This is a genomic window from Candidatus Liberibacter solanacearum CLso-ZC1 (assembly GCF_000183665.1).
In the GTDB taxonomy this organism is placed as follows: Bacteria; Pseudomonadota; Alphaproteobacteria; order Rhizobiales; family Rhizobiaceae; genus Liberibacter; species Liberibacter solanacearum.
Genome location: NC_014774.1, coordinates 247,764 through 268,002, shown reverse-complemented (window position 1 = coordinate 268,002; position 20,239 = coordinate 247,764). Strand labels below are relative to the sequence as shown.

Here is a 20,239-nt window from a genome sequence, read left to right as displayed (position 1 = left end):
CTAAACAATAAAAAGGATTTATAATTGTCAAAAATCCTAATTTCAATTAAAAATTAGCCAAAAATCTTCTCTTTATATCTTTAATATAGTTAGGATTTAATAATGTCAATTGTACATCAGGGTAGGTTTTATGTCTCTAGAACATAAATTACAGGCATTTAAGCAGAAAATTGCATATCATGAAATGCTTGCAAAACGTCTAAAAGGTAGTGTGTCTTTGGTAGCCGTTTCAAAAATGGTTGACATCCAAACTATTCAATCTGCTTTGTCTTGCGGACAAATAATTTTTGCTGAAAGCAAGTTGCAAGAAGCACAAAAAAAATGGTCTTTTTTGCGTAAAGAATGGGATATACAGCTGAGATTTATTGGTTCTTTGCAATCAAACAAGATTTCTGAAATTGTATCTTTTTTTGATGTTATTGAAACAGTTGATCGAGAAAAGATAGCATCTTTACTGTCTATTGAAATGGAAAAACAAAAATGTTTTTTACCCATATACATTCAAGTTAATACGGGGTGTGAGAAACAAAAATCTGGTGTGATGCCCAATGAAACAAAAGATTTTATTGTTTTATGTCGACAAAAATATAGGCTTAATGTTGAAGGGTTAATGTGCATTCCTCCTGTAACTTCTAATCCTGGACCTCATTTTTGTTTGTTGTCCAAAATTGCTAAAGAATGTGAAATTACGAAATTATCTATGGGTATGACAAAGGACTACGATTTGGCTATTGCGTTTGGCGCTACTAGTGTCCGGATAGGTTCGGGTATATTTGGAGAACGTTCGTATCAAATATAGAAGAATATGCGTAGAGATGATATTATATATCAAAAATACCACTTATATCCCAGAAAGAGATTTCTATCTTCTTTAAAGGTTAAGAAGATGAAGGCGAAAACATCTCATTGATGGTTTTGTTGTTTTTCTCGTCAGTACTTTTTGCGCTCTTTTTTATTTCTGCATCAAGATCAATTTGAGAACAGAGGCCTAATGTTACAGGATCCATAGGAGATAGACTTGATGAATTCCAATGCGTACGATTGCGAATTTGTTCAATAGTTGCACTTGTGGTTCCGACTAGATGGGAAATCTGCCCATCTTTAAGTCTAGGATGATTGTTAATAAGCCATAGTATTGCATTAGGTCGATCTTGCCGTTTTGATACGGGAGTATATCGTTTTTTTCTTTTTGTAGTTTCAGGAAGATAGACTTTTTGTTCAGACATTTGTAACTTGTAGTTGTCATCCTTCTCTCCCTTACTGATCTCTTCGGAAGATAATTGTCCAGCGGAGACAAGATTAAAGCCCTTTATACCTTGTAAAGCTTCCCCGTCAGCAATAGCTACTACTTCCAATAGATGAAGACCGCAGAATTCTGCTATTTGTTTGAAAGAAAGAGATGTATTGTCTATAAGCCATACAGCACTAGCCTTAGGCATTAAAGGTTTTTGATTCATTCTTATTATCCTTAATCCAATAAAATAAGGCTCATTTTTTATAAAACCAGATCTAAAAAATATTTATTCCAGATATCATAACAGGGAAGAGATAAAAATGGCAATATTAATTTTATATTTCCTTGATTCAAACTCTTTGAAACCAAGTTAGTGCCTTTTGAATATTTGAATAACCATTGATTGGTTCATTCGGTATTGAACAGATTTTATTTTTCTTATCACAAAAGATGAACTAATTTTTAACTTTAATAGATGACAAATAGATTTATGCGCTTTTTAAGGAACAAGCAGAGATAGTTTTTACGAACTAATACATTTAAAATTCAAAAAAATGGTTTTGTCATAATGTCTGAGAATATATCTTTCGTTATAGAAGATAAAAACAAGAGGTTTTTATTATCAAATTGGTACAAGAGAAAAGTAAAATTCTTTGCTGGATTGATATTGCTTTTCATGCTCTTTTCTATTGTTTTATCCTTAGCTACTTGGAATGTATATGATCCGAGTTTCTCGTATATCACTCTTAATCCACCTAAAAATTTTTTAGGATATGGTGGCGCTATCTTTGCTGATATTGCAATACAGTTTTTGGGAATTGCAAGTGTCTTTTGCTTAATTCCTCCCACTGCATGGTCTTTGGTATTATTATTTGATAAAATTTTTTATCGTTTTTCGCAACGATTCATTGCATGGATAGCAAATTTTTTAGTTTCGACAGCCTTTTTTGCTTCTTTTAAACCATCGCAATTATGGCCTATCCAAAATGGATTTGGTGGAATAATTGGTGATGTAATTATGCGATTGCCTATTCTTTTTGCCGAAAGTAGTCCAAAAGAATCAGGGATTTTCTTATTTAAAGTAGTATTGTTTTTTGCCATGATTTGGCTTTTACTTTTTGCTTCAGGTGCTATTAGTAATGGTAGTTATGTGATTCATGATGCAGAAGATAATCCGATCAATGAACAAAAAAAACAATCAAAGGATATTCAAGAATCCATTTTACTAAATATTTTACAATATCTTTGCAATATATCCAAGAATTGGATTAGTCATGTTTTTGGATTGAGTGTTTTCTTATCTTTGATGAAGAAAAAACCAGAAAATTGCAATTTATCTTTTCATGTTAGTAATGAAAAAATTGAACCTACTTTGGACATGAGTTTCTCTGATATAATGGATTTTGATCACGTGATAGAATCTCACAAAGATATCGCATATCCAGAAGATAATTTGTTCAATACTGATATTTGTCCAGATGTTCAGAATACTATTCCTTCATCAAATTCAATAAATTCTGGGACTGGAACTTTTTCTCTTCCTTCTGAAAAAATTCTTTCTACATCTAAGTCACTTGTAAATAATAGAGCTTTTTCTCCAGATGTTATACGTAGCAATGCATGTATGTTGCAAAGTGTACTTAGTGATTTTGGCATTCAAGGAGAAATTGTTAATATTTGCCCTGGTCCTGTTGTTACTCTTTATGAATTAGAACCTGCTCCAGGAATAAAGTCATCACGCATTATTGGTCTTGCTGATGATATTGCTAGATCTATGAGTGCTATTTCAGCACGTGTTGCAGTAATACCAGGACGTAATGCTATAGGGATTGAACTACCAAATGATGTACGCGAAACAGTTGTACTAAGGGATTTGATCTTCTCTAATGTTTTTGAAAAGAATAAATCTGATCTTGCTATAAGCCTTGGAAAAAATATAGCAGGAGAACCGATAGTCGCTGATCTTGCAAAAATGCCACATCTTTTGATAGCAGGAACCACTGGATCAGGTAAATCTGTAGCTATAAACACTATGATTTTATCTTTGCTTTATCGTATGAGGCCAGATCAATGTCGTTTAATTATGATTGATCCAAAGATGTTAGAACTCTCTGTTTATGATGGGATACCAAATCTTCTTACTCCAGTTGTTACTGATCCTAAAAAAGCTGTTGTTGCTCTTAAATGGTTGGTCTGTGAAATGGAAGAAAGATATCAAAAAATGTCTAAAATAGGGGTACGTAATATTGATGGTTTTAACTTAAAAATAGCACAGTATCATAATGCAGGGAAAAGCTTTAATCGTACAGTTCAAACGGGTTTTGATCGCGAAACGGGTGAAGCTATTTATGAAACAGAACATCTTGATTTTCAGCATATGCCTTATATCGTTGTTGTTATAGATGAAATGGCAGATTTAATGATGGTTGCTCGGAAAGATATAGAAGGCACTGTACAACGTTTAGCCCAGATGGCACGTGCATCAGGAATTCATGTGATTATGGCAACACAAAGGCCTTCAGTAGATGTTATAACTGGCACAATTAAGGCTAATTTTCCTACGAGAATTTCTTTTCAAGTGTCTTCAAAAATTGATAGTCGTACTATTTTAGGAGAACAAGGAGCAGAACAGCTTTTAGGGCAAGGTGATATGCTTTATATGACAGGAGGGGGGCGTATTCAACGTATACACGGACCTTTCGTCTCAGATATGGAAGTTGAAAAGGTTGTCTCACACTTGAAAAAACAAGGAGAAGCTCAATATATCGATATAAACGATAAAATGATGGCAAAGGAAAACATGAGTTTTTTGGAAAATTCCGTATCTGATGACTTATACAAACAAGCTGTGGATATTGTATTGCGAGATAACAAAGCCTCTATATCCTACATACAGCGTCGATTGGGAATAGGATATAATCGAGCAGCATCTCTCATTGAAAGTATGGAAGCAAAGGGCGTTATTAGTCCAGCTAGTAGCACTGGCAAACGGGAAATTTTACTATTTTCTACGGAGTAATATTAAAAAATTTCTTTTTGTTAAATGTTTTTAAGATGTTATATCTGCTATAGCTTTGTTATTCATTTTTTTGAGGAAAGTATTTACGTGCCTTCATTATTGTATAGAAGAAGTATTGTCGGATTTTTTGTTTTCTTTTTTTACAGTGTATTTTTTGTTTCTTTTGCATATTCTATTGTTGATATTAAAGAGCATGCTGTACAGAAAGCAATTGATCATTTTTTGTCGATTCAAACAATACAAGGAATTTTTGTTCAGGAAGATACTGTTGGCAATGTAATCAAGGGAGAGTTTTTTATGACTCGTCCTAGTAAGTTTTATTTTAAATATAGTTCTCCTTCTTCGGGAAGTCTTGTTTCAGATGGTAGAAATGTGGCAATATATAATGCCAAATTAGATGCATGGACCGTTTATCCTCTTCCTAATACGGCTTTTGGTATAATTTTTTCGAATAAGCGAAATGAAATGCAACAAAGTATACAACGTATTGAGACAAATAATGCGTTTATTACTCTATTTTTTAGGGAAGTTCTTACGAAAAATATGATTTCTTTGACTTTTGATCGATTATCTTATCGTCTTTTGAATTGGGAAATAACAGATAGTTCAGGAACGAGTATTCTTGTAAAAATTTTAAAATATAAAGAAAATATCACACTAAAATCCGAATTATTTGTGATTCCTTATGATAAGATTCATAATATAGAATGATTTTTTTTGTTGAAATACATTGTTTGCTTTTTCGTAATAAAAAAGATCTTGAAGAATATAGCAAATTATAAATTATGCAGGTTTCATAGATTTTCAAAGTTATAATCAGTGGTTATAGGGCAATGATCACTTAAGCGATATCCTCTCTTTTTTATATCTTCTTCTATATATGAAACTTCAGAGTAACTATTTTCAATCAAGTATTTATAGGCATTTTGATCCATAACAAAAAAATCGATCGGTTCTCGCTTTCTAATACTCTTATGCGCATTACACCATGATCTTTTTTTATTTGGCACACGAATCAAAATAGTATCTTTGCTTATTTTCCCCCACAACTCATCGTTATCCCCAAAATGGTTTATTTTTCTATTAAAATCACCGGCTATAATAAAAGGAATATTTGATCTTTTTTTTTGGTGAATCCATTTGTTAAGCCAATTAACTTGTAAATTCAGTGTATAACAGCTCAAAGTATAAGCATCTTTTAGACTATCTACAAAACAAAATGATTTTAGATGTATATCGAGAAGCCATATTTTAATTCCATTAACTTCAAATAAAATTTCAACGGATCGGCGTTTCCCCGCTTTTGAATCTAATTTGTTAGTATCCATTGAGAGATAAGATTTTTCAAGAACATGGACAGTGCCTTTTCGGGCAACTATTGCTGTATGCACAGTGTGTTCATCACTATCATTGCCAGAATATAAAATTTCCCAGGTGTCTTCAGGAAATACTCTTTTGATGGCGGCGTAACTCCCCATTTCTTGGAGGCATACAATATCAGCATTTAGTCTTTCAGCATATCTTCGCAATAAATCATAGTCAGCATCTTCCCGTACTACTGAATTTTTTAAGAGCGGCATACCAGATTTTTCAGAAAGAGTATTTATGTTCCAAGATGCAATGCGAATTCTTTGAGCAAAATTTTCATTGGGAATGAAGCAAAAAAATAAAACCAATGCCACGCTTCTTAGCAAGGAAAAGATCGTTTTTTCATATATGGACTTTATAAATAATTCAATCATCAAAACATGCCTTTTCAAAATCTATATTCTTTCATAAATATCTTTTAAAGGATATTTTTTTAAAGAAAAAATTATATTTTGCTTTTGAAAACAATGCTAGCCTCTCGTGCTATTTGATCAACTATCTCGTTTTCTCGATGTCCTGCATGGCCTTTTATCCAATATAATTCAATTTCATGTTTTTCTGAAGCTTTTACAAAGCGCTTCCAGAGATCCGCATTCTTTACGGGTTGTTTTTCAGAAGTTTGCCAACCATTTTGCTCCCATTTTTTAATCCATTGAGAAAATCCTTTATGGACATAGGAGCTGTCTGTAAATAAAGATATTTTGCAAGGATATTTAAGGGAAGTAAGCGCTGAAATAGCTGCCATTAATTCCATCCTATTATTGGTTGTATCTTTTTCGCCTCCGGAAAGTATTTTTCTTTTTTTTGTATCGTAATAATACTGCCCATCCTCCAGGACCTGGATTGCCAGAGCATGCTCCATCAATATATGCTTGAACTTCTTTCAAATTTTTAAAATCCATATTGTGATATAGAAGACATTGTTTTGTGAAATCGTATTTTACAAAGGTATTCCATAGGATCTTTTGTAATTGCAAGAGCGCCATATTGTATATTTTGGCTATCATAAAGCCGCGTTAAGAAAAAACGCAATGCTGCTCCGCGTAGCAGTATAGGAAGCGCTAGCAGTTCATTTTCTGAAATTTTTTGCACTCTATCATATCCATTAAAAATAGCATGTCCTTTAAAATGATTATAAGTAGCATTTTTATCAAAACACCAAGCATTAATACAAATGGAGAGATCATACATCAAAAAATCATTGCAGGCAAAGTAGAAATCAATTAATCCTGCAATTCGATTGTTATGGAATAAGACATTGTCTGGAAATAGATCTGCATGAATAATACCTGTTGGTAAATTTTTAGGCCAAAATTGTTCTAGAAAGTGGAATTCAGAATCTATCTCTTTTTTTAAATTCACATCTACTTTATCAAAACATTTTTTCCATAAAATTTTCCAATCAGGCAGGGATAGGGTGTTTTTTCGATAAGATTGAAAACTTTTTATTTTTTGATGCATAAGAGCAAGTGCGCTCCCAACCTCTTCGCAATGTATATCAGTGATATCATTTAAGAAGCTTCCTTTAATATAAGAAAAGATGTTTGCAGGTCGTTTAGAGAGAAATCCATAAAGTTTTCCATCATTTCTAGGAATAGGTTGAGGACACGATAATTTATTAAGAGAGAGGTGTTGCAATAATTCAATAAAAAAAGGAAGGTCATTTTCATCTATACGTTCTTCATAGAGAGTGAGAATAAAAGTTCCACTAGAAGTGTGAATGATAAAGTTAGAATTATCCACGCCATTCATTATAGGTTCAACTGAATCTAATTGCCCTATTGCGTATTCTTGTATGAAATGCTTGATTTCTTTTTGGGTAGGATAAGTATAAACGGCCAATATCTTAACTCATTATATTCAAGAAATATTTCTCGTGTACTATAGATACAAACTCTAATTTTGGATAATTGATTTTAGAAGCAAGAAGATTAAGCATGAGACATATTATTGCACAAAGCAAGAACGGTTTATGTATTTTTTGCATATTTTTTATAAGTTTTTTTAAAGAAATAGAGCATTCAAATACTAAAATGCGACAAGTTATTTTTAAAAAATCCAATTATTAGCAATATTATTTATATATAAAACTAGGATATTTATTCGCGTTTAATGGGAGAAGCCAACTATTTCACGGACATGTCTCATCGTTTTTTGAGCACGATAGCGAGCTCGATTTGCTCCTTTAATTAAAATATCATCAATATAAGATTTTTCTTTTAAAAGACGATGCATTTCTGTAGATATAGGTTTAATTTCAGCGATGATAACCTCAGCTAATGCTAACTTAAATTGAGAAAAATATTTCCCCCCAAATTGTTTGAGGACTTCTTCGGGTTTTATGTGTTTTATTGTTGCAAAAATGTCCACTAGGTTTTTTGCTTCAAGTCTATTTTCGAGTCCCGATACTTCTGAAGGCAATACATCGCCATCAGTTTTAGCTTTTTGGATTTTCTTTGCAATAGTATCTGCGTCATCAAGCAAATCAATGCGAGATGAATTAGCAGGATCTGATTTAGACATCTTTTTTGAGGCATTTTTTAAAGATTTAATGCGAGATGTTGAGCTTTCTATTAAAGATTCAATGATAGGAAAAAATCCTTTGCTATATTGTTCTTTATTTTGAGATGCCTGGGATATTTTTTTTATTTGATGTTCAAACTCCGCATTAAATCTTTGAGCTATGAGGCGAGTTAGTTCAAGATGTTGTTTTTGATCTTCTCCTACGGGAACATGAGTAGCGCGATATAAAAGTATATCTGCTGCCATTAAAACAGGATAAGAATACAGTCCGAGGGAGGCTGTTTCTCCATCTTTCCCGCTTTTTTCTTTGAACTGTATCATATTATTCATCCATCCCATGCGTGCAATACAACTCAAAATCCAAGCTAACTCACTGTGCTCAGAAACAGCAGATTGTTTGAACATAATATTACGAGATGGATCAATTCCTGCCGCTAAAAAAGAAGCTATAACTAAACGTGACTGATCAGGAAGATCTTCTTGAACAACCTTGTTAGTGATAGCGTGTAGGTCTGCGACGAAATATATCCCAGCCCAATTGCAGGTTTGTTGCCTTTTCACAACCTTGCGGATCATTCCTAGATAATTACCGAGATGCAGCCCTCCAGTTGGTTGGACTCCGGAGACAAACAAATTTTCAGATGAATTCATTGTATTACCCCCAACCATAGAAATGATGCTTTAAGACTAACTATCTAAAGAATTAAATACTTATCAAATTGAATTATTTTTTCATCATTTTTTTGAACGATGATACATATTTTTTTCCAATAAATAACGCAATTGAAGACAAATAAACTAATACTGCGCACGATAATATTGCGAAAAGGCTTGTAAACTGAGAAACAAATGTTTGTTCTATAGCAATATTGGAAAAGAAGTAGGGCTTAGACAATATGATAAAAGCCCCCATTAATCCTGAAGATATAAAAATTGATAGGATTCTATAAATAGTTTCCATTGGTAAAAAAAGTTGTTTGCGCCTCAATAAAGTCACTGTCAGAAGTATTGCGTTAACCCATCCTGACGCAACTTCTGCACAAGCAATACCGTATCCTCCAATGAATGGAAACGACACGATTGATATTACACAACTTACTGCGATCGATATCAAGGTGAAATGCATAGGAGTTTTCATATTCTTTCGAGCATAAAATATTGTTTGAAGAGTTTTTGATAGGATAAATGCTATAATTCCTATGCTATAGATTGATATAATTGAGGATACAAAGATGGTGTTTTCATGAGTAAAAGCGCCTCTTTCGTATAGTGTTTGAATAATTTCTTTCGAGAGTATATATAAAATAATAAAGGCAGGTATAGAAAGGAACAAGACACATTCAATTGCTTGGTTTTGAAGAGTAAAGGTTGTACTTTTGTCTTTTGATTTTAAGGCGCGAGATAATTCTGGCAATACTACCAGTCCCATTGCTACTCCAATAATTGCTATTGGTAATTGGTATGTACGATCTGCATATTGTAGAGCGGAAGCAAGCCCAAATTCTTTGGTGGCTAAAGCCCGTCCTATGATGCTGTTTATTTGGATAATAGTACCTGTGAAAATGAGTGGAAACGTCAACTTTAAAAACTTTCTGACATTATCTGTCAGGCGGGGGTATTGAAAGCGTATCTTGATTCCAGATCTGCGTATATAATAGTACGTTGCCCATAACTGAATTATGCTGGCTAAGGTCATTCCACAAGAAATAAAATATACTGTATCTTGTGGCTTAGAATTGTTTAATAGTGCGTATGTCAGCACAATAATGGAGGGAATATTGAGAAAAACTGGAGTGATAGACGCAACAAAGTAATGCCCTAAGGCATACAATGCGCCAGTTATTAATGCGGTGAGTGCTATGAATATGATACTAGGAAAAATTATTTGAGATAGTTGTATTGTTAGATAATATTCAGGTGATTGATAAGAAAATCCAGGGGCTATTACAAAATGGATGAGGAGCGGCAAGCTGAGTTCTACAACGATCGTTAATACTACGACAATAGTGAGTAGAACACTCCAAATTTCGGAAGAAAGGCGCTGGGCACCTTCAGTGCCATTTAGTTCTTTTTCATGAGAAAATAGAGGGACAAAGGAATTGTGAAAGGCTCCTTCAGCTACTAGTCGTCGAAAGAGAAAGGGGAGAGAGAATGCGATTACAAAAGCATCTGTTACTGCTCCGATGCCGAGGGTCGAAGCCATGAGAGTTTCGCGTATAAAACCAAGAATACGGCTACCTAATATTGATGTCCCCACTGTGAAAAAGTTCCGGATAATTTTCACAGATAGATCTCCTGTTCCCAGAATGGTTTTTTAAAACTAAATACAATGTTTATGTATGAACCTGTATTTTATGCTGGTTTTGGTAAAATACAACGATGACTGCTATATAAAAATAAAAGATTTTCCCATTGTTTTTTGGTTCATACAAGAAACTATCTGATATTTCAATTTTTTCTTTATGATATTCACAGCAAAATTGATAAGGGATTTTTCTTGGATTTAGAAGTTAATTCATTGTAAGATCATTTTTTACAAGGATTGTCTGGTATCATTAATGAAAAGAGGATTTTTATGGATAATAGTATTTCGTCTATCGCGCATATCGATGTAACCTTGCTAGAAAAGCTTGCAAAAGTTGCATTGCAGGTTGGTGTGCATATTAGAGAAGGGCAACATCTCATAGTCATGGCTCCAGTTGATGCATTACCTCTGACAAGATTAATAACTCAGCATGCGTATAAGCTTGGTGCTGGTCTGGTTAGTGTTTTTTATACGGATAGCGAATCTAGTCTCATGCGTTATAGATATGGAGCTCCTCATGCTTTTGATAGATCTGCGGATTGGTTTTGTGAGGGGCTTGCCAAGGCGTATACCGAGGATACTGCATTATTGAGTATTTCAGGGGATGATCCACTATTACTTGTTAATGAGGATCCTGCAAAGGTAAGTCGCGTCAATCGGTCATATTTAAAAGCATATAAGCCAGTTTTAGAGAAGATTTCTAATTTTGATATTAATTGGAGCATTATTCCTTATCCAAGTCTTGCTTGGGCAAAAGTTGTTTATCCTAATGATCCTGATTCAATTGCTCTAGCAAAACTAGCAAAAGCTATTTTTGTAGTATCTCGTTCTGACTGTGCTGATCCTATAATTGCTTGGGCAGAACATAATAATTTTCTCCATAAAAAATCTCAATGGTTAACTCAAAAAGATTTTGCGGAAATTCGTTTTTCAGGGCCTAATACATGTTTGAAAGTCGGTTTAGCGGATGGGCATCAGTGGTCTGGAGGAGCATCCTCTGCGCGGAATGGAATAATTTGCAACCCTAATATTCCTACAGAGGAGGTTTTTACAACTCCTCATGCTCAGAAAGTAGAAGGGTATGTATCTAGCACCAAGCCTCTCGTTTATCAAGGAATGTTGATTGATGATATTAGGGTACGCTTTGATCAGGGGCGTGTTGTTGAGGCGTCTGCGTCAAAAGGAGAGGATATGCTTAATAGAATATTGGACATTGATGAAGGAGCGCGCAGACTTGGGGAGGTGGCGTTAGTTCCTAATACTTCTCTTTTGTCTAAGATGAACACTTTATTTTATGACACTTTGTTTGATGAAAATTCAGCATCGCACATAGCTTTTGGACAATGCTATTCTAAATGTTTGAAAAAACCTTCAAATGCATCTTGTAATTGGATAGAGGAGAGAGGGGGTAATTCAAGTATGACGCATATTGATTGGATGATTGGATCTGGAGATATCAATGTTGATGGACTTACAAAAAGTGGTGTTCTTGTTCCAATTATGAGAGAAGGAGAATGGGTTTTTTAAAATAAACTTCCTTGATCTTCATGGTTTTTTTTCTTTTGACTATTATCTTTTCTTTTTCTTGTATATTTTTTCTCTATAGGAAGGACGGAGTGGTTTTTGTTTGTGATGATGGCACTGGCTTGTCCTTCAAAAAAATCAATCAATATGTTCGTTCCCGCGGATAATTTATTTGTTTTGGTTAGGAGGTTATTGTTCAGATCTCGAATGGTGGAGTATCCGCGTTTGAGTATGTTTCTATGAGCGAGGGATTTTAAGATTCGATTGGGAGTCGAGATAGATGTATGACAATTTTGTATTTTATACGACAACATAAGTTCAATACGGTTGATCGAATCTTTTATATGAGCGTGAAGGCGCGTTATTCTGCTTTTTGTTTGTTCGCATAGCATATGGAGCATCGTGCCTTTTTGTTGTGTTTTTAGGTGGATACAACGTAAATATTGTTCGATTTGATGTTCAATATATTCTTGTTTTTTTATAATATTTTGGCGATATTTTTGGATGTTGTGCATAGGAACATCTGATTTTATTCTAATAATTGTGTTGTTAAAATAACGGCATTTACGAAAAATGATAATTTCAAGATTGTGCTCTAATTCACGAGATAGCCTATCAAGTTGATAACGTGGGCAAGAAAGAATTTGGTCGGAATTTGGAAGGATTTTGATTAAAGAATTCAGGCAATTGACTTTGTTTTTCGTCAATCGCACGATGCTATGATTTAAACGAGATTCAAGGCTTTTTAGGGATGATGTCAAAAGATGTTTAACAGGGACAGCCATTTCAGCGGCTCCTGTTGGGGTGGGGGCTCGTAAATCTGCTGCATAATCAGACAATGTCCAATCGGTTTCATGCCCTATGGCGGATATGATGGGAATGGAGCTGTTCGCAATGGCTCTAACGATCGTTTCATCATTAAAATGCCACAAGTCTTCTATGCTGCCTCCACCGCGAGCAAGAATGATGATGTCTGGTCTGGGGCAGATACTTTCTTCTTTTAGTCCGTTTAATTGGATAATTGCATTAACGATTTCTCTGGGGCATTCATCGCCTTGTACTTTTGCTGGAAATACAATGACTCGAACGGGAAATCTGCAAGAAATCCGTTGTAAAATATCGCGAATCACCGCTCCGGTAGGTGATGTTATGACTGCGATGTTTTTGGGCATAAAGGGTATGGGATTTTTGTATTTATCGGAAAAAAGCTCTTCTTCCCTTAGTTTTTTTTTCCTTTCTTCTAAAATGGTCATAAGTGCACCTGATCCAGAGGGAATCAGAGATTCTATGATGATTTGATATTTAGAGGATCCTGGAAAGGTGGTTATTTTCCCTAATGCAAGAAATTCTATTCCTTCTTCTGGGGGATGCTCTATTTTGCTGAGCGTTCCTTTCCAAATGACGGCGTCAATTCGCGATTTATTGTCTTTTAAGGAAAAATAAGCGTGTCCTGACGCATGGATTCCTCGATATCCAGATATTTCCCCTCTTACAAAGACATAAGGGAATTTTGATTCAACGGTGTTTTTTAGATGATAGGATAATTCTGACACAGAATATTCTGGGAGAGTCAAAGAGTTTTTTTGAGGAGAAGAATTCATAATTTACAAATAATCTTTATTGATTGAACATGTGTTTAAAAAACAATTTTTAGGAGTAAATTATCATTGTAAAGGCAATATGGAAATAGATATTTTTTAACACTGAAATCCATCAACTTTTAGGTGTTAATCAATATAATCTAAAATATTGTTTTTATTAAGATTGAATGAGAACTATCTTTCGTAAATATGGATTTGTGCACTTTTTATAACATTATAATTGTTTTTTTATTGAAAATTTTCATGTTTTATTTGGGATTCTGACGAATTTTTTGTTATGAATAGGTTTTTTTGATCATTATCTTTAGGATAAAAAGATTATATTGTATGTTTTTCATGCAATTTATATTTTTTGTATAATCTATGTAGAATAAAAGAGTAAATTAGAAAAAATTTGTGAAAGATTCCATGTGAAAAAGTTGATTATTTTCATCATTAATATTTTTATTATTTTTTTGATAGACTTATTCGGATTTGTTTTATTGATGAAATATGGGGTTGATTCATTATGGAGTCGTAGGTTTTCTATGGCAATAGCGTTTTTAACAACATGGAAACCGAATCGTTTGTTTGTGTTTTTTAAGTTACGTCGTAGGTCTTTTGTTGAAACAGTTCGTTATGGGATTGTTGCTTTTTTTTCGTCTATATTAAATTATGTCATATACGTGAAATTACTGATAACTTTCCCAGGAATACAGCCTTTATTAGTGGTTATTGTATCAACAATACCAACCATGATATTTGTTTTTTTGTTATATTTTCGTTTGATTGTAAAAGGTTCTTATTTTATAAAAAAATAGTTTTTTGATTAATATTCAGGTAGGATTTTTCTAATGTTAAGCGTGGCTTTAAAATTTGCAAGTTATTGTATAGCGTTGTAGTTTGCAAGTTACTGTATGGCATGGTATAAGCATAGGAGTATTGACAATTCAGACAGGAGAGCGTTACTGTTTATGGCTGTTGGTACTTTGAGTACGATGGGAAGGGCGGGTTTATTTCCCGCTGTTTTTCGTTTTTTAAGGATTAGTTTTATGAGGGTAAGCGTTGGAAAGTACGCATGTTTTTTGCAGTAAATATGAGCCTCGGATTTTTGGGGATGTGGGATTAGGTCAGGATGTATCTAATATAATTCAGCCTGTTATTGAAGAAATGGGTTTTAGAATTGTGCAAGTATCTCTCTTAGAAGAGAGAAATCTTATATTGCAGATTTTGGTGGAGCGTGATAACGGAACCATGACATTATGTGACTGTGAAGAAGTTTCCAAGGCCATATCTCCGATTCTTGATGTAGAAAATATAATAGAAGAACATTATCAATTGGAGATTTCTTCTCCTGGAATTAATCGTCCAATGGTTAGAAAATCAGATTTTGAGCGATGGAATGGTCATATTGTTGCATGTGAAGTTGCTTCGTCTTCTGGGGATAAAAAAAAATTAGTCGGGAAAATTGTAGGGAAAAGTGACCTTGATTTTTTCCTTGAGAAAAAGGAAGAGGATTTGAAAGATGCGGGGGTATCTCAGATTGCGGTGTCATTTGATTCTCTTCTTTCAGCAAAGCTTGTTATTACAGATGAATTGCTATGCGCTTCCTTGAATAGAAAATGAAGGTTGTGTTAAGTGGTGAGAAATTAGGGAGATTTACATGGTGGTTTCCGCAAACCGACTTGAGCTTTTGCAAATTGCAGATGCTGTTGCTTGTGAAAAGTCAATAGATCGAGATGTGGTGCTCTCGGTTATGGCAGAATCTATTCAGAAAGCTGCTCGCTCTCTTTATGGGACTCTATCTGATATTCGTGTTGAAATTAATCGAGAGACGGGAAATATTTCTATTTGTCGTTCGTTAGAGGTAGTGGAAGAAGTAGAAAACTATGCCTGTCAAATTTCGCTACAATTGGCTCGTGATCGTGATCCTAACATTAATATAGGAGATGTTTTATTTGACCCTCTCCCTCCGATAGATTTTGGTCGAGTCGCGGTTCAATCTGCTAAGCAGGTAATTATTCAAAAAGTGCGTGAGGCCGAGCGCGATCGTCAATATCTTGAGTTTAAGGATAAAGTGGGAGAAATTATTAGCGGTACGGTTAAACGTGTTGAATACGGAAATGTGATTGTTGATCTCGGGCATTCAGATGGGGTTATTCGTCGGGATGAAACAATATCACGAGAAAATCTTCGTCTAGGAGATCGTGTAAGAAGTTACATATACGATGTGAGGCGTGAGCAGAGAGGGCCTCAAGTTCTGTTATCTCGTACGCATCCGCAGTTTATGGTAAAACTTTTTTATCTGGAAGTTCCGGAGATTTACAATGGAATTGTTCAGATAAAAGCTGTTTCTCGTGATCCTGGTTCTCGTGCAAAATTAGCTGTTTTTTCTAGTGATTCTTCTATTGATCCTGTAGGTGCTTGTGTTGGTATGCGTGGATCGCGTGTTCAAGCCGTTGTAGGGGAGTTGAGAGATGAAAAAATAGATATAGTTGTTTGGTCTCCGGATCCTGCAACGTTTGTGATTAATTCACTGCGTCCAGCTATTGTGACAAAAGTTGTTTTGGATGAAGATGTTGGGCGTATTGAAGTGGTTGTTCCTAAAGATCAGCTTTCTTTGGCAATTGGTCGTCGTGGACAAAATGTGCGTCTTGCTTCTCAATTAACAGGTTGGGCAATTGATATTGTCACAGAAGAAGAAGATTCTGTTAATCGTCAAAAGCACTTTAATGAACGTACTCAGTTTTTTATGCAAGCTATTAATGTTGATGAAATAATCGGACACCTTCTAGCTGCCGAAGGCTTTTCTGATATTGAAGAGCTAGCTTGTGTTAAGCTTAGTGAAATTGCTTCTATTGAAGGCTTTGATGAAGAGACGGCTTCTGAAATACAGGGAAGAGCCCGAGAATATATGGAGGGTTTGGAAGTTGCTCGTCGTGAAAAAATCAAGGGACTTGGTGTTTCGGAGGAGTTGTTTAGTATTCCCGGAATGAATACTGAGATTGGAGTGGCTCTTGGGGAGAATGGTATTAAGACTATGGAGGATCTGGCAGGCTGTTCGGTTGATGATTTGCTTGGCTGGGGTGAAGTCAAGAATGGTAAGGTTGAGAATTTTGAAGGATTTTTATCCCAATTAGGTGTTTTAAAAGAGCAAGCTGAAAGTATGATTATTCATGCGCGTTACCATTTAGGTTGGATTGTAAGGGAAGATATAGCAGATGAAAGCGTTGATTGTGCGGATGAAGATGCTACAGATTTGATTAAGAGTTGATAGATTTATTTATTTTCTTGACTGTATTGTGGTTTGATTTCTATCCGTATGGATTGTAAATTAAGTATAATGTTGTTATTTTTATCAAATTTTTCAATTATTTTGGACAATAAACAGTGTTTTACTATAGAAAAGCTTTGAAAAGTATTTCAGAATTATTTTGTAAGTATTTAAAATATGGATATATTGGATTGATGTAATAGGAATTTAAAGTGTACAGAAGGTTGATTGTTTGATTTTCTCCACGGTGGAACTAGAGGCTTATGACCGATAATAAAGATAATAAGACATCAAATGTGACAGAGAAGAAGATTTTGACTTTAAAAGCCTCGTCGTCGAGCGTTAGTCATTCTTCTTTCCCTAATCAAGGTGCGAACCAACAAGGTCGTGCTAGATCTGTTGTGGTGGAGACACGTAAGCGTCGTTCTTATATTCAAGGGGATGAAAAAGTATCAGTATTTCGGAAGAGTTCGAGAGTCATAGAATCCTCCTCTGATAATTCTCAAGATTTATCGCAGTCCAAAGCTAAAGATAATTTGAGAAGAACGTCACGTTCTGAAAAAGGATCTCTGCCAAAAAATGATTCTGCTTTTGGTGGTCTTTCTCAAAGCGAAATAGAAAGTCGTCGTCGCGCGCTTCAAGAAGCGCAGGTGCGTGATGAAGAATCACGAATAAAAAGGGAGCAGGAGTCCCTTGAGCAACGATATCAAGAAAAAAACATCATTCTTTCTGATTCTGGTGATGAAAATCAAGATTTTGAAAATGTTTTTGACAAAAAAGAAGTTTTTTCTAAGAAACAAACTGATCTTTCGGATGCCGATGTCGCTATAGAAGCGGGAACAGAAGCTTCTGTTCTTTCGTCACATGGTGTTAATGAGAGAGGTTTTTCTGTTGTAGAAGGTTCAGAGCTTGTTAGTAATAAATCGCGGAAATCTTCAGACGATTCTAGTGGTAGTCGTGGTAAATCTCGAGGTGGATCTAGTAAGCATCCTTCTGTAAATCCATCCAAGCTTGCGGTGCGTAATAAAGCGGGAGATGATGAGAAAAGGTGTAAAAAAATAAAGATTGTTGCGTCTGCTGATATTGATGAAGAAGGTGATTCTTCCCGAGGAAGGTCTCTTTCCGCGATGCGCCGTCGTCAAGAGAAGTTTCGTAGAAGTAAACGACAAGAAAAGAGAGAAAAAATTTCTCGTGATATTGTGGTTTCTGAAACAATTACGATACAAGAACTATCACAACGTATGTCAGAGCGTTCGGCAGATGTTATAAAGTTTTTGATGAAGGAAGGGGGGCAGATGATGAAGCCAGGAGATGTCATTGATGCTGACCTTTCTGAAATCATAGCTAATGAGTTTGGGCATGTTGTTAAACGTGTTTTGGAATCAGATGTTGAATTAGGTATTTTTGATGTTGTAGATAGTGAGGAGCACTTAGAGGTTCGTCCTCCTGTTGTGACAATTATGGGGCATGTAGATCACGGAAAGACGTCTCTTCTGGATGCTATACGTAATGCTAATGTTGTAAAAGGGGAGGTAGGGGGTATAACCCAGCATATAGGAGCGTATCAAGCTGATTATCGCGGGAAGAAGATTACCTTTATTGACACTCCAGGTCATGCTGCTTTCTCTGAAATGCGTGCTCGTGGTGCTCGTATTACAGATGTTGCTGTTCTTGTTTTAGCGGCAGATGAGGAAATAATGCCTCAAGCTATTGAATCTATAAAACATGCTAAATCTGCTGATGTTTCGATTGTTGTTGCTATTAATAAAATCGATAAAGCAGGTGCCAATGCGCAAAAAGTTCGTATGGATCTGTTAAACCATGATGTTTTTGTTGAAAGTATGGGGGGGGAGATTTTAGATGTTGAAATTTCTGCTAAGGACAATCTCCATTTAGATAAATTGCTTGATTCCATTCTTTTGCAAGCTGAAATTCTTAATTTGAGAGCTAGCACGAATCGTAAGGCAGAGGGTGTGGTAGTTGAAGGTCAGCTTGATCGTGGAAAAGGCCCTGTAGTGACTGTTTTAGTGCAAAAAGGGACCTTGCGTATAGGTAATATTTTAGTTGTCGGTGATCATTGGGGAAAGATCAGGGCATTGTTTAATGATAGAGGACAGAATATTTCAGAGGCTCTCCCATCTATGCCGGTTGAGATTCTTGGGCTTCAAGGATTGCCGATGGCTGGAGATAGATTTGGTGTTGTTGATAGTGAAAGTCGTGCGCGAGAAATTACGCAATATAGAAAGCGTGTAACACGGAACAAGTCTATGGCGCGTCGATTGGGATCGCGTAGTTTTTTAGAGAATTTTATGAGAAATGCCGATATATCCTCTAAAGTAAAAGAATTTTCTGTAATTATAAAAGGTGATGTTCAAGGTTCCGTTGAGGCTATCGTGAATTCTTTGAGCGAATTAAAAACAGATGAAGTTTGTGTTTCAATTGTTCATTCTAGTGTTGGGGCGATCAATGAAACGGATGTATCATTGGCTAAAGCCTCTGATGCTGTGATTTTTGCTTTTAATGTTAATGCAAGTTCTCAAGCGCGAGCGCTTTCTACAAGAGATGGTGTAAAAATACTTTATTATAAAATTATTTATGATCTTATTGATTCAATTAAAGATTTTATGTCGGATCTTTTACTCCCAGAAGTTCGGGAAACGTTTTTGGGTAATGCTGAAGTGTTAGAGGTTTTTTCCGTTACTAAGCTAGGAAATGTGGCTGGTTGTAAAGTATTAGAAGGGAAAGTTGCACGCGGATCAGGTGTACGGCTTATGCGCGATGGAAAAGTGATGTATGAAGGGAAGCTTAAAACGCTGAAGCGTTTTAAAGATGAGGTTTCAGAAGTTTATATGGGGCAAGATTGTGGTATGGCTTTTGAAAAATATGATAACATGCAAGCTGGCGATATGATTGATTGTTTCAGTATAGAGCATGTAAAACGGTCTCTATGATTGATTTTTATTGGACTTAAGTATTGAGGATGAGGATATTGTGCTTTGAAAAATAAGAGTTCAGTCCCTTCTAGGCGTGCATTACGTGTTGGGGAAGAGGTTCGATCTGCCCTGATGTGGGTTATTTTGAACAATGAATTTCAGGACAATTTGATTCATAGGGATATTATATCTATTTCAGAGGTTTGTATGTCAGTGGATTTGAGGGTTGCCACGGTGTATGTTTCCTTGCCTCCAGATGTTTCTCCGGATGTGGTCATTGATGCTTTAAAATGCAATAATAAATTTCTTCGGGGACGTATCAGTCAATCTCTTCGAAACCTAAAATATATTCCGGAGCTGCGATTTCGGTATGATACATCATTGCAGAATTATTGGAAGATTGATACATTGATGTGTTCGTCGAAAGTAGTGCGTGATTTGAAAAGTGACGGTGTTGTTTAATTATTCAAAGCGTATGG

General features: G+C 35.2%; 15 protein-coding genes and 1 pseudogene. 9 read left to right on the top strand and 7 right to left on the bottom strand.

Translation table 11 applies throughout. The annotated features are described in order from the left end of the window. Positions 1 to 130: 130 nt before the first annotated feature. Positions 131 to 799 (top strand): YggS family pyridoxal phosphate-dependent enzyme, encoded by a 669-nt coding sequence (locus CKC_RS01300; protein WP_013461680.1) that lies wholly within the window; start codon positions 131 to 133, stop codon positions 797 to 799. A gap of 79 nt (positions 800 to 878) precedes the next feature. On the opposite strand, the gene CKC_RS01295 is transcribed toward CKC_RS01300, so the two are convergent. Then, the gene (locus CKC_RS01295; RefSeq protein WP_013461679.1) at positions 879 to 1,457 is read right to left on the bottom strand and encodes a DUF1013 domain-containing protein; all 579 of its coding nucleotides are present in this window, start codon (positions 1,455 to 1,457) and stop codon (positions 879 to 881) included. A 345-nt stretch (positions 1,458 to 1,802) separates the two neighbouring features. Between CKC_RS01295 and CKC_RS01290 the strand changes: the two genes are divergently transcribed. After that, positions 1,803 to 4,253: an FtsK/SpoIIIE family DNA translocase gene (locus tag CKC_RS01290; RefSeq protein ID WP_013461678.1), complete on the top strand. Its 2,451-nt coding sequence runs from the start codon at positions 1,803 to 1,805 to the stop codon at positions 4,251 to 4,253. 87 nt (positions 4,254 to 4,340) lie between these two features. Further along, positions 4,341 to 4,964, top strand: a complete 624-nt coding sequence (locus tag CKC_RS01285; protein WP_013461677.1) for a LolA family protein — start codon at positions 4,341 to 4,343, stop codon at positions 4,962 to 4,964. Positions 4,965 to 5,047: 83 nt separating this feature from the next. Here the strand turns inward: CKC_RS01285 and CKC_RS01280 are convergent, their stop codons facing one another. The 5 genes and pseudogenes from CKC_RS01280 to murJ all read right to left on the bottom strand — a co-directional run bounded on the left by CKC_RS01280 (position 5,048) and on the right by murJ (position 10,428). Continuing rightward, positions 5,048 to 5,995 (bottom strand): endonuclease/exonuclease/phosphatase family protein, encoded by a 948-nt coding sequence (locus tag CKC_RS01280; RefSeq protein WP_013461676.1) that lies wholly within the window; start codon positions 5,993 to 5,995, stop codon positions 5,048 to 5,050. Between the two features lie 71 nt (positions 5,996 to 6,066). Further along, positions 6,067 to 6,508: pseudogene (rnhA, locus tag CKC_RS01275) on the bottom strand (ribonuclease HI). Between the two features lie 4 nt (positions 6,509 to 6,512). Further along, entirely contained in the window at positions 6,513 to 7,463 is a 951-nt protein-coding gene (locus tag CKC_RS01270; protein WP_013461674.1) for a homoserine kinase, read from the bottom strand. A gap of 267 nt (positions 7,464 to 7,730) precedes the next feature. Further along, positions 7,731 to 8,795, bottom strand: a complete 1,065-nt coding sequence (trpS, locus tag CKC_RS01265) for a tryptophan--tRNA ligase (RefSeq protein WP_013461673.1) — start codon at positions 8,793 to 8,795, stop codon at positions 7,731 to 7,733. 73 nt (positions 8,796 to 8,868) lie between these two features. Further along, complete coding sequence (gene murJ, locus CKC_RS01260; RefSeq protein ID WP_013461672.1) at positions 8,869 to 10,428, bottom strand: murein biosynthesis integral membrane protein MurJ; 1,560 nt, start codon at positions 10,426 to 10,428, stop codon at positions 8,869 to 8,871. A 291-nt stretch (positions 10,429 to 10,719) separates the two neighbouring features. On the opposite strand from murJ, the gene CKC_RS01255 reads away from it, so the two are divergent. Then, complete coding sequence (locus CKC_RS01255; RefSeq protein ID WP_013461671.1) at positions 10,720 to 11,976, top strand: aminopeptidase; 1,257 nt, start codon at positions 10,720 to 10,722, stop codon at positions 11,974 to 11,976. On the opposite strand, the gene xseA is transcribed toward CKC_RS01255, so the two are convergent. Further along, positions 11,973 to 13,574 carry an exodeoxyribonuclease VII large subunit gene (xseA, locus tag CKC_RS01250; protein WP_013461670.1) on the bottom strand — a complete coding sequence of 534 codons (1,602 nt, stop codon included), beginning with the start codon at positions 13,572 to 13,574 and terminating at the stop codon, positions 11,973 to 11,975. The two genes, CKC_RS01255 and xseA, sit on opposite strands and share 4 nt — an antisense overlap. A gap of 485 nt (positions 13,575 to 14,059) precedes the next feature. On the opposite strand from xseA, the gene CKC_RS01245 reads away from it, so the two are divergent. The 5 genes from CKC_RS01245 (at position 14,060) to CKC_RS01225 (ending at position 20,222) form a co-directional block, all read left to right on the top strand. Beyond that, positions 14,060 to 14,374, top strand: coding sequence for a GtrA family protein (locus CKC_RS01245; RefSeq protein WP_240535931.1), 315 nt, complete (start codon positions 14,060 to 14,062; stop codon positions 14,372 to 14,374). 244 nt (positions 14,375 to 14,618) lie between these two features. Further along, a complete protein-coding gene (gene rimP, locus CKC_RS01240; RefSeq protein ID WP_013461668.1) occupies positions 14,619 to 15,179 on the top strand; it encodes a ribosome maturation factor RimP in 561 nt (186 codons plus the stop codon). A 37-nt stretch (positions 15,180 to 15,216) separates the two neighbouring features. Beyond that, positions 15,217 to 16,827 (top strand): transcription termination factor NusA, encoded by a 1,611-nt coding sequence (gene nusA / locus CKC_RS01235; RefSeq protein WP_013461667.1) that lies wholly within the window; start codon positions 15,217 to 15,219, stop codon positions 16,825 to 16,827. A gap of 263 nt (positions 16,828 to 17,090) precedes the next feature. Continuing rightward, on the top strand, positions 17,091 to 19,778 hold the full coding sequence (infB, locus tag CKC_RS01230; RefSeq protein WP_013461666.1) for a translation initiation factor IF-2: 2,688 nt from the start codon (positions 17,091 to 17,093) through the stop codon (positions 19,776 to 19,778). A 45-nt stretch (positions 19,779 to 19,823) separates the two neighbouring features. Further along, positions 19,824 to 20,222, top strand: a complete 399-nt coding sequence (locus CKC_RS01225) for a ribosome-binding factor A (protein WP_013461665.1) — start codon at positions 19,824 to 19,826, stop codon at positions 20,220 to 20,222. Positions 20,223 to 20,239: the final 17 nt, after the last annotated feature.

What these genes read in the sequence shown, in the direction of transcription:
- CKC_RS01300 (WP_013461680.1), top strand. Translation starts at nt 131, where the DNA reads ATGTCTCTAGAACATAAATTACAGGCATTTAAGCAGAAAATTGCATAT.
- CKC_RS01295 (WP_013461679.1), bottom strand. Translation starts at nt 1,457, where the DNA reads ATGAATCAAAAACCTTTAATGCCTAAGGCTAGTGCTGTATGGCTTATA.
- CKC_RS01290 (WP_013461678.1), top strand. Translation starts at nt 1,803, where the DNA reads ATGTCTGAGAATATATCTTTCGTTATAGAAGATAAAAACAAGAGGTTT.
- CKC_RS01280 (WP_013461676.1), bottom strand. Translation starts at nt 5,995, where the DNA reads ATGATTGAATTATTTATAAAGTCCATATATGAAAAAACGATCTTTTCC.
- trpS (WP_013461673.1), bottom strand. Translation starts at nt 8,795, where the DNA reads ATGAATTCATCTGAAAATTTGTTTGTCTCCGGAGTCCAACCAACTGGA.
- CKC_RS01255 (WP_013461671.1), top strand. Translation starts at nt 10,720, where the DNA reads ATGGATAATAGTATTTCGTCTATCGCGCATATCGATGTAACCTTGCTA.
- xseA (WP_013461670.1), bottom strand. Translation starts at nt 13,574, where the DNA reads ATGAATTCTTCTCCTCAAAAAAACTCTTTGACTCTCCCAGAATATTCT.
- CKC_RS01245 (WP_240535931.1), top strand. Translation starts at nt 14,060, where the DNA reads ATGAAATATGGGGTTGATTCATTATGGAGTCGTAGGTTTTCTATGGCA.
- nusA (WP_013461667.1), top strand. Translation starts at nt 15,217, where the DNA reads ATGGTGGTTTCCGCAAACCGACTTGAGCTTTTGCAAATTGCAGATGCT.
- infB (WP_013461666.1), top strand. Translation starts at nt 17,091, where the DNA reads ATGACCGATAATAAAGATAATAAGACATCAAATGTGACAGAGAAGAAG.